Here is a 13,830-nt window from a genome sequence, read left to right on the forward strand (position 1 = left end):
CGGCGGCCGGGCCACCCGCAGTCGGGCCACCGGCGGACCGTCCGCCGGTGGACGAAGCGCGCCTGCGCCGCCTGCTCGGCGGCGCCGACCTGGCCTGGCTGGTGGAGCGGGTGCGCCGGCGGCTGGAGCGCGGGCAGCCACTGACCGGGCCGGTCTCGCTGGCTGCGCCGAGCCCGGCGGAGCGGGCAGCGGCCGAGAGGCTGCTGGGCCGGACGCCCGGTGTCGGCAAGGCGCTCACGGTCCGGCTCGACGCCGTGGACGCCGTGCTGGTCAGAGCGGGGATCAGCGCGGAGGGCCTGGGGGCGGCCGTGACCGTACTCACCGGACGGGTCGTCCCCCTCGACGCGGCCCGCCGGAACGAGCAACAGGCCTGGGAGGAGGCGTACGCACCTCTCACCGACCTGGCCGAGGACCTTCCGGCCCACGCCGCGTGGGCCGGGCGGGTGCGGGCCGGCGGCCTCGTGCGCCGTCTCGCCGGCACCCCCACCGCCGCCCGTGCCCTCCTGGAGGAGACGGTCCGCGTGCTCCGGGAGCTGCCCGTCGCGCCGGCACGGTCGCTCGCGGTGTTCGCCGCCGACGTCCTGGGCAGCGCCCACGCACTCGACGACGGCACGCCGGTGGCCACGCTCGCCCTCTCCGGCGCCCGCGCACTGACCGGGCACCCCGAGGGCGCGGGAGCGGCCTGGCGGCGGGCCGCGTGGGCCTCGGTCGGCCTGCTCCGGGACGACGTCTCCTCGACGGTGCTCACCCTCAACCTCCGCGGAACTCCGGCCCTGGACTGGGCGGCCGACGCGGGTGAGCCGTCCGTACTCACCCTCCGGCAGCTCGCCCGCCGTCCACCCCGGACGGCCCCGCCCGTGGTCCACATCTGCGAGAACCCCGCGGTGCTCTCGGCCGCGGCGGACACACACGGACCGGATGGCCTGCCGCTCGTCTGCGTCCAGGGTCAGCCGTCGGCCGCCGCGCTGACCCTGCTCACCCGCCTGCACGAGCTCGGCGCGGCTCTCCGCCACCACGGCGACTTCGATTGGGGCGGCCTGCGCATCGCCACGACGCTGTCGGGGCACGTGCCCTGGAGCCCCTGGCGCTACACCGCCGCCGACTACCGTGCGGCGGTGGCGGCCGGGGGACCCGGTCTGCGCCCCCTGGACGGGAAACCGGCGCTGTCGCCGTGGGACCCGGACCTGGCAGTCGCTCTCAGCGAGCAGGCCCTGCGCGTCGAGGAGGAGGCCGTGCTGGACGTGCTGCTGGGGGACCTCGCGCGGTCGGGCGGGGAAGCGCTCCGGTAGGGCCGGGGCCGCCACCACCGGACCGGCCACCACCGGACCGGCCACCACCGGACCGGCCGGCGCCCGCACCGGCGGGGTACCGCGGCGGGAGCCTCGTCCACCCAGGCGGGCACACCGTGCGGGTCGCCGAGCCCGCGGTCGCCGAGCCCGCGGTCTACGTGCCGCGCCTGCGGTCTACGTGCCGCGCCCGTGCGCGTTCGTGGCGTACGCGGCCAGGACGCCGGCCAGGCACCCCCAGACCAGGCCCTCGCCGCCGCCGAGCAGCCAGCCCAGGAAGCCGAGCACGAGCGTGACGACCGCGCCGGCCGCCAAGGCCCGCCGGTCCCGCAGGAACGCCCACCGGGCCCGGCCCCGGCCGGGTTCCCCCAGTTCCTCCACCGCCGTCTTGATCACCAGGGCCGCCAGGACCACGGCGGCGAGGAGAAGCGTCGGTTCCACCGGGTCCTCCCGTCGGTTCGGCCGGGCCATGCCGCTCACGGCCACGGGGCTCGTACACCTGCTTGTACACCCTGCGGCGCGTCGCCGTGCACGGCGGTATGCGTCAAAGACGCATAAAGATTGCCGACGGCAGGCAATGTGCGCCGGTGCGGCCTCCAGGCAATCTGTCGGTGTCCGGCGGAAACGGCGGCCAGACGGGGGAGGTGTCCGATGGGCTGGTTTCTTGGGCTCGGCATCGGGGGGATCGTGGTGCTGGCCGTGGCGCTGGTGTTCGACGGGGTGCTGGAGGGGGTTTTCGAGGGCACCCTGGGCGGACTGTTCGACGGGTGGCTGTCGCTTCCGGTGATCGCGGGCTTCGTTTCGACGCTCGGTTTCACGGGGGCGATCGTGCTCGGGTCCACGGGACTCGGGCCGGGAGCGGCGGCCGCCGCGGGCGCGCTGGCCGGAGCGGGGGCGGGCTGGGCGACGTACCGGCTGAGCCGGGCGCTGCTGCGTGACGCCGGGGGGCGTGCACCGCAGCGCGCGGACCTCGTCGGAGTCGCCGGACGCGTGGTCACCGCCATACCGCACGGCGGCTACGGGGAGGTGCTGCTGTCGCTGGCGGGGCAGCCGGTCAAGTACGCCGCTACCGCCGACGCCCCGCTGGAGCGCGGGGCCGAGATCTGGGTGACGGCGACCCCGTCGGACACCTCGGTCGCCGTCCGCGCCATCGAGTGACGGCGCACCGCTCCATCCGCTTCACGTCCATCACCGATCTGCCCCTTCGGGGAGGCAGGGGGAATCCATCATGAGTCCAGTCGCCGTCGCGGCCATCGGGATCGTCGTACTTCTGGTCCTGTTGGCCCTGGTCGTCGTCACCCGGTACAAGGTCGCCGGTCCCAGCGAGGCCTTCATCATCACGGGCCGCCGCGGGAAGCGGTCCACCGATCCGGAGACCGGGCAGGTCTTCACCGACAACAGCGGTCAGAAGGTCGTGGTCGGCGGCGGCGTGTTCGTCGTCCCGTTCGTGCAGCAGCGGTACAGCCTGGACCTGTCCAGCCGGCACATTCCCGTCGCGGTGCGGGGAGCGGTCACCCTGCGCGGCATCAAGGCCAACCTCGAAGGGGTGGCCATCGTCAAGGTCGGCGGGACCGAGGACGCCATCAGGGCCGCCGCGCAGCGGTTCCTGCGCCAGCAGGACGGGATCGTCGGGTTCACCCAGGAGGTGCTCTCCGGCGCACTGCGGGCGATCGTCGGCCGGATGTCGGTGGAGGACGTCATCCGGGACCGGGCCGCGTTCGCCGGACAGGTCGCGGAGGAGGCGGAGGCCAGCCTCTCCGGGCAGGGCCTGGTCCTGGACGCCTTCCAGATCCAGGACATCACCACCGAGGGCTCGTACCTGGAGGACCTGGGCCGCCCGGAGGCCGCCCGCGCCCGGCAGGAGGCGGACATCGCCGAGGCCAACGCCCGGCAGGCCGCGGAGCAGGCCCGACTGAAGGCGGAGGAGGAGATCGCGGTCGCGCAGCGCACGCTCTACCTGCGCCAGGCCGAGATCAAGGCAGAGACCGACGCGGCTGCGGCGCGGGCGAGCGCGGCCGGTCCGCTCGCCGACGCCGACCGTCAGCAGCAGATCCTCACGGAGCAGGAGAAGGTGGCCGAGCGACAGGCCGCACTGACCGACCGTCAGCTCGATACGCAGGTCCGCAAGCCCGCCGACGCCAAGCGGTACGAGGCCGAGCAGCAGGCGGAGGCCGAGCGCATCGCCCGGGTCAAGCAGGCGGAGGGCGACCGCCTGGCCGCCATCGCGGCCGCCGAGGCGGAGGCGGAGCGCGCCCGCCTGACCGGTGAGGGCGAGAAGCAGCGCCGCCAGGCCCTGGCGGAGGCGGAGGCCATCGAGGGCGCCAAGCGCGGCGAGGCCGAGCGGGCACGCCGTGCCGCCGTCGCCGAAGCCGTCCGCCTGGAGGGCGACGCCGAGGCCGCGGCCATCGCCGCCAAGGGCGCGGCGGAGGCAGAGGCCATGCACAAGCGGGCCGACGCCTTCGAGAAGTACGGGGACGCGGCCATGCTCCAGATGATGGTGGAGGCCCTGCCCCAGATCGTCGCCAAGGCCGCCGAACCGCTGGGCGCCATCGACCGGATGACCGTCATCTCCACCGACGGAGCCTCCAAGCTCTCCCGCACGGTCACGGACAACGTGGCCCAAGGGGTGGAACTGCTGGGCTCCGCCACCGGGGTCGACCTCGGTGCCATGCTCCGCGGCCTGGTCGCGGACCAGGTCGGGAAGGCGGGCGCGGCCGGGCCGGCACCGGTCCCCGGGGCGGAACGGGCCCCCGTGGACGGAGCGATCCCCGTCACGGACTGACCGCCGTGACGGACTGATCGCCGAGGCCCAGGGCCCGGTGCGGGGAGGACCCGTGCCGGGCCTGCCCGTGTTGCTCCCGCAGACCTACCCGCCGCCGCCGGGCAGGGCGAGGGCCCGGGCGGTGGTGTTGCTGGCCTCCGCCGTCGCGGACGCCCTCACGTATGCGGTGTCCCCGCCGCCGGAGGTCGACGTCGACGAACTCGTCGTCCGTCCTGTCGCGAGCGCACAGTGACCGCCCCGGGAGGCTGCGGCGGCCCGCTCCGACGGCTGCGGGTACTGGAGGGCAAGGAAGCGCTGCGGGCCCTGTTGGTCCGGGGGTGGCGGGCGCCGGACCGCAAGGACTGGCGGACCTGGACCGCTCGCCTTCGGCCTCAGCTGGCTGTCCGCGGCCATCGGTCTGGGTGCCAGCAGCGTCGAGGCGGCGAGCAACGCCCCCATGCCGCTGACCTTCCTGCCCTTCCTCGGCAGCGCGATCGTCCCGCCGGAGTCCATGCCGGTCGGCCTGCGCTGGTTCGCCGAGTACCAGCCCTTCACCCCGATGACCGACACCCTCCGCGGCCTGCTCATGGGCACGGAGATCGGCAACAGCGCCTGGCTGGCGCTGGGCTGGGGCGTCGCTCTCAGCCTCCTCGGCTTCCTGTGGGCGCGCTCGGCCTTCAAGCGCGAGGCGAAGATCTAGGGATCCGCTGCACGTACCCAGAAGCGAAGGGGGCCCGCACGGAGCCGGAGCACAGGAAGCCCAGCCGCCAACCGCTGATGGCGTGGCTCTCGGACAGGGACCCGACGACGATGCTGTGCTCGGCCAGTCCGGGCACGTCGGCGACGGAGGCGTGGGGGTGGCCAGCTCGGCGGGGTCGAGGCGCCAATCGGCGCCTGCAGCCGTACGTAGCGGGGTGCGGCCCCGGTCAGTTCGACGTTGGCGGTGAAGTGGGGGTCCCGGTCTCGGGCCCGCCCCGGTCGGTCAGGGCAGCTGGCGCATGAGGTCCGCCGTGTCGCGCCGGCGCGTGCACCCGCTGTGGGTGAAGGAGTCCAGCACCCGCCCGCGCACGTCGGCGGGTTGCTCCTGGCTGAGCTTGAACATCGGCGGAGCGTTCTCTGGAGCAATACTGAACAAAGCTCTCTCGGGTCACCGGTCGAGATTCCATGACGCCAGCGGGAGAATTTTCTATGGGGGCAACGGGTACACGTGAACACGAGATTCGTGACGTGGTGGGCGTCGGTTTAGGCCCGTCCAACCTGTCGCTCGCAATCGCTCTGGAAGAGCACCGGGCCAACGTTCCGGACTGTTCGTTCAAGGTCGCGTTCTTCGAGCGCAAGGCGTCGTTCGGCTGGCACCGCAACATGCTGCTGCCATCGACGACCGTGCAGATGTCGTTCCTCAATGACCTGGCCACCTAGCGCAATCCGGTGTCCAGGTTCAGTTTCGTTTCCTATCTGCATGCGGCCGGTCGGCTGGTGCAGTTCGTCAACCATCGGGATTTCTTCCCGACGCGGCAGGAATTCCACCAGTACCTGGAATGGGCGGCGGTCGGCCTCGCCGACCGCGTGTCCTACGGCTACTCGGTCGCCGACGGCACCCCTTCCCGGTGGGGTTGCTCGGCGACTTCGACCGGCACCTCCTGCGGGGCGAGGCGGGCCGGCACCGGGTGGAGCGCGACCACCGCCTCGTCGCCGCGGCGGGGCTGTCCTGCGGGATCTACCTCCAGGGAGGCACCGAGCACACCCACGGCCTGTCGTCGCCCCTGCTGTCGAACATCGCCGTGCGCAGCGGGGAGATCGCCGACTCCGTCGTCCTGCGCAGGGTCGAGCAGGAACTGGCTGGCACGTTTGCGGCTGTTCCGCGCGCTGCACGGAATGCCGGATTCACTTCACGCTGCGTCGACCGGAACCCGGTCCGCGGCCATGGCGTCGCGCTGGCTCTTCGGCCGCAGGTCGGTCCAGTTCGCCTCGACGTACTCCAGGCACAGCTGGCGGCTTTCCTCACCGAATATGACGTGCCAGCCGGCCGGAATCTCCGCGAACGACGGCCACAGAGAGTGCTGGCCCTCGTCGTTGACCAAGACGAAGAACCGGCCGTCGGCGCCGTCGAACGGGTTGTTGCTCATGCATCCACTCCAATTCAAGCAGTTCACGGTCCGTTTCCCGGACGGGAAGGGGCCGTCATCCATTCATGGGGATGGAGTCGGCGAGACCGCCGTGCCCGATCACGGCACCTTGCGGGTGCCCCGTGGAGACCGGAGTGCCGATGAGGCACGCCACCGGCCCGGTCGATGCGCTTCCCCCGCTGTCCTGTTGACGGGACAGCTCCGAACACCATGCACCAGTTTTTTGATGTTCTGGTCGAATTCCCGGGAACGGACTTCCTCCCACGTCTTCCCGTCAAGGCGGGGCTGCGGGTCACCTCGTCTCCCGCGATGGACGCGGTCCGCATGGTGCTCGCCGGGCGGGTCCGGCGTGAGCTCGTCGGGCCGATCAACACCAACGGCCCGCTGGCCGTCGGGATGGCCGGCGAGGACGCGGACACCCTCACCGCGGTCCCGCACGTCCCGTGGGTCGACGGCGAACCGTGGACATCGGCAGGGTCGGCGAGATCACCCGGGTGGATACCGGCGCCCTGGAGGCACTCCTCGCGGACGATCGCATTCCGGTCGTTTCCTCCGTCGCCCGCGACGTCGAGGACGGCCACGTCTGCAACGTCAACGCCGGCACGGCCGCCGCGGCGCTGGCCGTCGCGCTGCGCGCCCCCACCGCCCCTGCCCGACGGCCCCGAGCCGTCGGGCACGGGCGTTCCGCGCCCCGGCCGCCACCCGCTCAGGTCACCGGCAGGCCGGTCGGCTCCTTGACGCGCTTCATGATGATCTGCGAGTTGACCTCGGTGATGCCGGTGAGGGCGGTCAGCTTCTCGATCCACAGCCGCTCGTACGCCCGCAGGTCCGCGACGGCGATCCGCAGCAGGCAGCCCGGGCTCCCGAAGAGGCGGTAGGCCTCGATGACGTCCGGGATGTCCTGCAGGGCTGCCTCGAAGGCCTCCACCGCCTCCCGGTCGCGGCGCACCTCGACCGAGACGAGCACCTCGAAACCGCGGTCGACCGCCTCGGGGTCGATCACGGCGCGGTAGCCCTGGATCACCCCGTCCTGTTCCAGCTGGCGCACCCGGCGCATGCAGGGCGACGGGGTCAGCCCCACCCGCTGGGCGAGCTCCTGGTTGCTCAGCCGCCCGTCGGCCTGAAGCTCGCGCAAGATATCGCGGTCAATGGCATCCATGGCGCAATTATCACCCGTGTCTTCTCGCCACCTCGGCGGAAGACGCAAGCACATTGCGTACAGATCTCTCTATCATTGCTGCTTTAAGTACATATGTACGAGTGAAGGGTGGCCAGGCAGCATGGGACGGATCGTCGTCATCAGCACCGGCGGCACGATAGCCAGCCGCTGGCAGGGCTCCGGCTTCGCGGCCGACGCCGACGGCAACGAGGTCATCGCCACGGCACCACTGCCGGAAGGCATGACCGTCGAGGTCGTCGACCTGTTCAGCGTGAACAGCCCCCGACTCACCACGGCCCACCAGCTCACCCTCCTGCGCACCGTGCACGAGGTGCTCGCCGACCCCGGCGTCGACGGCATCGTCGTCACCCACGGCACCGACACCCTGGAGGAGTCGGCGTTCCTCGTCGACCTGCACCACCACGACCCGCGCCCCGTGGTCTTCACCGGCGCGCAGCGCCCGATGGGGACCGCCGACGGCGACGGACCGGGGAACCTGTACGACGCACTGCTCACCGCCGCCACCACCCGCGGGCTCGGCGTCCTGATCTCCTTCGCCGGACGCGTGCACGCCGCGCGCGGCACCGTGAAGACACAGGCCGTGGGACTGGACGCGTTCGCGGACCCCTCCAAGGAACTGCTCGGGAAGGTCGGCTTCGGCAAGGTCACCATCCTGCGCACCCCCCGGCGCCCGGCCGCCCTTCCGCTGCCGGCGATGCCCGAAGTCCCGCCGCGCGTCGACGTGGTGATGCACCACGCCGACGCCGACCCGGTGCTCCTGAACGCCTCCGTCGAAGCCGGCGCGCGCGGCATCGTCCTCATCGGGACCGGCGCGGGCAACGCCACCCCGGAGATCGTCGAGGCCGTCCGGGCCGCCGTCGCCCGAGGCGTGCTGGTCGCCCTGACCACCCGGGTCATGGCCGGGCCGGTCACCGAGATCTACACGCACGGCGGAGCGGTGGACCTCGTGGCCGCCGGCGCCGTCCCCACCGGCACCCTGCGCGCCGGCCAGGCCCGCATCGCAATCCTCTCCGCCCTGCTGTCCACCGAGAACACGGTCGAACAGCTCCGCCTGCTCCGCGAGGCCCTCACCCCGACCGGGTCGGTGCTGGTCGAGGCATGACGGCACGGCCGTGCCCCCGGCCCCCGGCACGCGTCCGGGGGCCGGGGGCACGGCCTTTTCGCAGCACCGCCGGCGGTACGGCCCAGGGGGTTCAGGCGCCCGGGCTCCCGAAGGCCGACAGGATGCGGTCCGCCGCCGACGTCGGGGTCAGCGAGCCCGCCCTGACCTCGGCCTCCAGACCCGGTGCGAGCTCCCGTACGGCCGGGTTCGCGCGGAGGCGTTCGAGCAGCTCGTCACGGACCATCGACCAGGTCCACTCCACCTGCTGCGCCGCCCGCTTCGCCGCCAGCCGGCCCCCCGCGTCCAGCAGCGCGCGGTGCTGCTCCAGGCGGTTCCACACCTCGTCCAGGCCCGTCGACTCCCGGGCGCTGCACGTCAGCACCGGCGGCGTCCAGGCAGCGTCCACCGGATGCATCAGCCGCAGCGCGCCCGACAGCTCCCGGGCGGCGGCCTTGGCGTCCCGCTCGTGCGGGCCGTCCGCCTTGTTCACCGCCAGTACGTCGGCGAGCTCCAAGACGCCCTTCTTGATGCCCTGCAACTGGTCGCCGGTACGGGCCAGCGACAGCAGCAGGAAGGAGTCGACCATGCCCGCCACCGTGGTCTCCGACTGGCCCACGCCGACCGTCTCGACCAGGACCACGTCGTAGCCCGCCGCCTCCATCACGATCATCGACTCACGGGTGGCCCTGGCGACCCCGCCGAGCGTCCCCGCCGACGGCGAGGGCCGCACGAAGGCCGCCGGGTCCACCGACAGGCGCTCCATCCGGGTCTTGTCGCCCAGGATGGAGCCGCCGGTGCGCGTCGACGACGGGTCCACCGCGAGCACCGCCACCCGGTGGCCGAGCCCCGTCAGCATCGTGCCGAAGGCGTCGATGAAGGTGGACTTCCCCACCCCCGGCACACCGCTGATGCCGATCCGCCGGGTCCGCCCCGCGTGCGGCAGCAGCTCCGTCAACAGGCTCTGCGCGAGCACCCGGTGGGCGGGCAGGGTGGACTCGACGAGGGTGATCGCACGCGCGATGAACGCGCGCTTCCCGTCGAGCACCCCCTTCGTGTACGCCTCGATGTCGATCTTCGGCACCGGCACCCGCCTACAGCTCGTGGCCCAGGTCCGCGGCCAGCCGCGTCACCAGGTCGTGGGCCGCGTCCGGGATGACCGTCCCGGGCGGGAACACCGCGGTGGCGCCCATCTCCAGCAGCGTCGGGACATCGGCCGGCGGAATCACCCCGCCCACGACGATCATGATGTCCTCACGGCCCTCCTCCGCCAGCTGCTCGCGCAGCGCCGGTACGAGGGTCAGGTGGCCGGCCGCCAGCGACGACACGCCCACGACGTGGACGTCCGCCTCGACGGCCTGACGGGCCACCTCCGCCGGGGTCTGGAACAGCGGGCCGACGTCCACGTCGAAGCCCAGGTCGGCGAAGGCGGTCGCGATCACCTTCTGGCCCCGGTCGTGCCCGTCCTGGCCCATCTTGGCCACCAGGATGCGCGGACGACGACCCTCCGCCTGCTCGAACCGGTCCACCAGCGCACGGGTGCGCTCCACCGACGGGGACTCGCCCGCTTCGTTTCGGTACACGCCCGCGATCGTACGGATCTGGCTCGCGTGCCGTCCGTACACCTTCTCCAGTGCGTCCGAGATCTCACCCACGGTCGCCTTGGCGCGGGCCGCGTCCACCGCGAGGGCGAGGAGGTTGCCGTCGCCGCGCTCCGCGGCGTTCGTCAGTGCCCGCAGCGTGTCCTGGGTGACTTCCTCGTCACGCTCCTCGCGCAGCCGCCGCAGCTTGGCGATCTGCTGGGCGCGCACCGAGGAGTTGTCGACCTTGAGGACCTCGATCGCCTCGTCGCTGTCCACCCGGTACTTGTTGACGCCGATCACCGGCTGGCGGCCGGAGTCGATCCGCGCCTGCGTACGGGCCGCGGCCTCCTCCACGCGCAGCTTGGGGATGCCCGCGTCGATGGCCTGCGCCATGCCGCCGGCCGCCTCGACCTCCTCGATGTGCTGCCAGGCCCGCCGCGCCAGGTCGTACGTCAGCTTCTCCACGTACGCGCTGCCGCCCCACGGGTCGATCGACCGGCAGGTCCCCGACTCCTGCTGCAGCAACAGCTGTGTGTTGCGGGCGATGCGCGCCGAGAAGTCCGTCGGCAGCGCGAGTGCCTCGTCGAGGGCGTTGGTGTGCAGGGACTGGGTGTGCCCCTGGGTGGCCGCCATCGCCTCGATGCAGGTGCGCGTCACGTTGTTGAAGACGTCCTGCGCGGTCAGCGACCAGCCCGAGGTCTGCGAATGCGTGCGCAGGGAGAGCGACTTGGCGTTCTTCGGGTCGAACTGCTTGACCAGGCGCGCCCACAGCAGGCGGGCCGCGCGCAGCTTGGCGACCTCCATGAAGAAGTTCATGCCGATCGCCCAGAAGAACGACAGGCGCGGCGCGAACGCGTCCACGTCCAGCCCCACCGCCTGGCCGGCCCGCAGGTACTCCACACCGTCCGCGAGGGTGTACGCCAGCTCCAGGTCGGCCGTGGCACCGGCCTCCTGGATGTGGTAGCCGGAGATGGAGATCGAGTTGTACCGGGGCATCTTCTGCGAGGTGAAGGCGAAGATGTCGGAGATGATCCGCATCGAGGGCCCCGGCGGATAGATGTAGGTGTTGCGGACCATGAACTCCTTGAGGATGTCGTTCTGGATGGTCCCGGCCAGCTTGTCGGGGGAGACGCCCTGCTCCTCCGCGGCCACGATGTAGAGCGCGAGGACGGGCAGCACCGCGCCGTTCATCGTCATCGACACCGACATCCTGTCCAGCGGGATCCCGTCGAACAGCTGCCGCATGTCGTAGATCGAGTCGATCGCCACGCCCGCCATGCCGACGTCACCGGTGACGCGCGGGTGGTCGCTGTCGTAGCCGCGGTGCGTCGGCAGGTCGAAGGCCACCGACAGGCCCTTCTGGCCGGACGCCAGGTTGCGCCGGTAGAAGGCGTTCGACTCCTCGGCCGTGGAGAAGCCGGCGTACTGCCGGATCGTCCAGGGCTGGTTGACGTACATCGTCGGGTACGGGCCGCGCAGGTACGGGGCCACACCCGGGTACGTCCGAAGGAAGTCCAGGCCCTCCACGTCCCGCCCGGTGTAGAGCGGCTTGACGCCGATGCCCTCGGGCGTCTCCCACAGCAGGTCGGCGGCCGCGGTGCCGGTGGACTCCTTCACCGAGGAGCGCCACTGCTCCTCCGAGATCCCGGCGGCGGCGGTGGGACCGAGCGCCAGCTCGGAGAAATCGGGGATGCTCATGCGGGCACTCCCATCCGGTCGAGTACGGAGGACAGCACGGCGACGGCGTCACAGCCGGCGAAGACGTACTCGTCCACGGAAGCCTCTGCGGTGCCCGGTCGTCCGGCGAGGAAGACCGTCGTGGCGCCCGCGCCGCGCAGCGCGGCGGCCACCGCCGCGGCCTGCTCCTCGTACAGGGCGTCGCTGGAGCAGAGCACGGCCATGCCGTCGGCGCCGCTCGCCGCGTACGCCTCGGCGGCCGTCCGCGGGTCCACCGACACCGGGTCGTGCACCGGCTCGACGCCGCCCGCCTGGAACAGGTTGGAGGCGAAGGTGGCGCGCGCGGTGTGAGCGGCCGCCGGGCCCAGCGCAGCGAGGAAGATCCTCGGCCGGGCGCCGGTCTGCGCCAGGTGGGCGTCACTGCGGGCGCGCAGGGCCTCGTACGCCTCGTCCCGCCGTACGCGCGGCAGTCCGCCCGTCGGGGCGGCGGGCGCGGGCTCGCGGACGACGGGCTTCTCCGAGAGCAGCGGGAACTCACTGACACCGGTGATGGGTTCGCGGCGCTTGGCCAGCTTCCGGGAGCGCTCCGCCCAGGTGGCGGCGAGCCGGTCGGCGACCAGCCCGGAGCGCAGGGCTGCGGCCAGGCCGCCGGCCCTCTCCAGGGTTCGGAAGAACTCCCAGGCTGCATGGGCGAGTTCGTCGGTGAGGCGCTCGACGTAGTAGGAGCCGCCGGCCGGGTCGATCACCCGGGCCAGGTGCGACTCCTCCAGCAGGATGGTGGAGGTGTTGCGGGCGATGCGGCGCGCGAACGCGTCCGGCAGGCCGAGCTCGTTGTCGAAGGGGAGCACGGTGACCGAGTCGGCCCCGCCGACACCCGCGGCCATGCAGGCCACGGTGGTGCGCAGCATGTTCACCCAGGGGTCGCGGCGGGTCATCATCACCGGCGAGGTGACCGCGTGCTGGAGCTGGGCGCCGGCCTCCGGAGCCCCCGAGGCCTCGGCGATCCGGGCCCACAGCCGGCGCGCGGCGCGGAACTTGGCGATGGTGAGGAACTGGTCAGCGGTGGCCGCGTACCGGAACTCGATCTGGCCGAGCGCGGCTTCGACGCTCAGCCCACCTGCGGAGAGGGCGCGCAGGTAGGCGACTCCGGTGGCCAGTGACAGCCCCAGCTCCTCGGCGGCGCTGCCGCCGGCCTCGTGGTACGGGAGGGCGTCCACGGTCAGGGTCCGCACCCCGGGCAGGCCGGCGGCGGCCTCCCGCGCCAGCTCCACGGCGGCGGCCTGGTCCAGTGCCGCGCCGGTCCGTGCCTCGTGACCCAGCGGATCGGCGCCCAGGGAGGCCCGCACGGCCTCCGGCGCCACCGAGCGCTCGGCGCACAGGTCCAGCAGCGCGCGGGCGGCGCCCGCGTAGTCGGCTCCGGCGTCCAGGGCGATCGGCGCGAGGTCCAGGTAGACCCCCTCCAGGGCCCGGGCGAGACCATCGACCGGGATGCCGCCGCTGCCCACGGTGAGCCAGAGGGAGGTGACCCCGTTCTCCAGGTCGGCGAGGGCCGCTTCGTTCAGGCGCTGCGGATCGGTGCCCGCGAGGCGCTGGCGCACGTCCCAGCCGTTCGCGGTGGTGCCTTCCGGCCTGCCTCCGCGGACGAAGGGGGCGAAGCCGGGAAATCCGGTGTCGGGCACCGTCCCGTCGGACGGCGCGGTGTACAGCGGGCGGGTGGTGAGCCCGTCCTCGAGTCGGGTGGACAGCGCTTCCTCTGCGGCCTCGCCGGATGCTTCCTTGCCCGACTTGCGCAGTACGCCTTCTACAAGGCGCTGCCACTGCTCATGCGTCGCGTCAGGGAACTCGGCGGCCAGGGAGAGCCCGTCGTCAGGCAGGACCGTCATGGCTCGAATGTAGGGGAGCGCGCTCAGGTGGCACCATACCGGCGGGTGTGATCTCCCCCTCTCGCACCGTGCCGAGGAGGTCCTGGAACACCCGGCTGAGCAGGACGGTTGCGGCGGCCCGGGCCGGCGCGGCCGGACCCGCCCGGGGGACCGCGATCCCTTTCGGGGGCGCCGCGCACGGTCGGGGGCTCCGGCGCGGCGGCCCGCGGCTCCTCCGGGCGGCCCCCTGCAGAGC

Annotated in this window: 12 protein-coding genes and 3 pseudogenes; 8 read left to right on the forward strand and 7 right to left on the reverse strand. The window is 72.7% G+C overall.

All coding sequences use genetic code 11. The annotated features are described in order from the left end of the window. Positions 1–47: 47 nt before the first annotated feature. The gene (locus R4Z63_RS25270) at positions 48–1,289 is read left to right on the forward strand and encodes a TIGR02679 family protein (protein ID WP_384446704.1); all 1,242 of its coding nucleotides are present in this window, start codon (positions 48–50) and stop codon (positions 1,287–1,289) included. A gap of 174 nt (positions 1,290–1,463) precedes the next feature. Here R4Z63_RS25270 and R4Z63_RS25275 read toward each other — a convergent pair whose 3' ends face one another. After that, entirely contained in the window at positions 1,464–1,727 is a 264-nt protein-coding gene (locus tag R4Z63_RS25275; RefSeq protein ID WP_037917677.1) for a hypothetical protein, read from the reverse strand. A 210-nt stretch (positions 1,728–1,937) separates the two neighbouring features. Between R4Z63_RS25275 and R4Z63_RS25280 the strand changes: the two genes are divergently transcribed. The 5 genes and pseudogenes from R4Z63_RS25280 to R4Z63_RS25300 form a co-directional block, all read left to right on the forward strand. After that, entirely contained in the window at positions 1,938–2,444 is a 507-nt protein-coding gene (locus tag R4Z63_RS25280) for an NfeD C-terminal domain-containing protein (protein WP_384446702.1), read from the forward strand. A 70-nt stretch (positions 2,445–2,514) separates the two neighbouring features. Next, entirely contained in the window at positions 2,515–4,068 is a 1,554-nt protein-coding gene (locus R4Z63_RS25285; protein ID WP_384446700.1) for an SPFH domain-containing protein, read from the forward strand. Between the two features lie 52 nt (positions 4,069–4,120). Further along, positions 4,121–4,300: a hypothetical protein gene (locus R4Z63_RS25290; RefSeq protein ID WP_384446698.1), complete on the forward strand. Its 180-nt coding sequence runs from the start codon at positions 4,121–4,123 to the stop codon at positions 4,298–4,300. 141 nt (positions 4,301–4,441) lie between these two features. Further along, positions 4,442–4,747 (forward strand): annotated as a pseudogene (locus tag R4Z63_RS25295) (ABC transporter permease); the annotation flags it as partial. 530 nt (positions 4,748–5,277) lie between these two features. Then, a pseudogene (locus tag R4Z63_RS25300) lies at positions 5,278–5,580 on the forward strand (SidA/IucD/PvdA family monooxygenase); the annotation flags it as partial. A gap of 44 nt (positions 5,581–5,624) precedes the next feature. Here R4Z63_RS25300 and R4Z63_RS25305 read toward each other — a convergent pair. Together R4Z63_RS25305 and R4Z63_RS25310 are read right to left on the reverse strand one after the other, a co-directional pair. Then, the gene (locus R4Z63_RS25305; protein WP_491522595.1) at positions 5,625–5,795 is read right to left on the reverse strand and encodes a hypothetical protein; all 171 of its coding nucleotides are present in this window, start codon (positions 5,793–5,795) and stop codon (positions 5,625–5,627) included. 141 nt (positions 5,796–5,936) lie between these two features. Next, entirely contained in the window at positions 5,937–6,173 is a 237-nt protein-coding gene (locus R4Z63_RS25310) for an MbtH family protein (protein WP_037915127.1), read from the reverse strand. Positions 6,174–6,449: 276 nt separating this feature from the next. Between R4Z63_RS25310 and R4Z63_RS25315 the strand changes: the two are divergent. Then, positions 6,450–6,817 (forward strand): annotated as a pseudogene (locus tag R4Z63_RS25315) (amino acid kinase family protein); the annotation flags it as partial. A gap of 62 nt (positions 6,818–6,879) precedes the next feature. On the opposite strand, the gene R4Z63_RS25320 reads toward R4Z63_RS25315, so the two are convergent. Further along, positions 6,880–7,332 carry an Lrp/AsnC family transcriptional regulator gene (locus R4Z63_RS25320; RefSeq protein ID WP_037915130.1) on the reverse strand — a complete coding sequence of 151 codons (453 nt, stop codon included), beginning with the start codon at positions 7,330–7,332 and terminating at the stop codon, positions 6,880–6,882. 121 nt (positions 7,333–7,453) lie between these two features. Here R4Z63_RS25320 and R4Z63_RS25325 point away from each other — a divergent pair, with 121 nt between their 5' ends. Then, complete coding sequence (locus R4Z63_RS25325) at positions 7,454–8,455, forward strand: asparaginase (RefSeq protein ID WP_384446695.1); 1,002 nt, start codon at positions 7,454–7,456, stop codon at positions 8,453–8,455. 91 nt (positions 8,456–8,546) lie between these two features. Here the strand turns inward: R4Z63_RS25325 and meaB are convergent, their stop codons facing one another. From meaB to R4Z63_RS25340, 3 genes are read right to left on the reverse strand one after another with little or no spacing between them, the layout of a single operon-like run. Further along, entirely contained in the window at positions 8,547–9,536 is a 990-nt protein-coding gene (meaB, locus tag R4Z63_RS25330) for a methylmalonyl Co-A mutase-associated GTPase MeaB (protein WP_384446693.1), read from the reverse strand. Positions 9,537–9,546: 10 nt separating this feature from the next. After that, a complete protein-coding gene (scpA, locus tag R4Z63_RS25335) occupies positions 9,547–11,733 on the reverse strand; it encodes a methylmalonyl-CoA mutase (RefSeq protein ID WP_384446691.1) in 2,187 nt (728 codons plus the stop codon). Next, the gene (locus R4Z63_RS25340) at positions 11,730–13,595 is read right to left on the reverse strand and encodes a methylmalonyl-CoA mutase family protein (protein ID WP_384446689.1); all 1,866 of its coding nucleotides are present in this window, start codon (positions 13,593–13,595) and stop codon (positions 11,730–11,732) included. Before R4Z63_RS25340 ends, scpA begins: the two co-directional genes overlap by 4 nt. Between the last annotated feature and the right edge of the window lie 235 nt (positions 13,596–13,830).

This window comes from Streptomyces sp. PL-29, assembly GCF_058344425.1.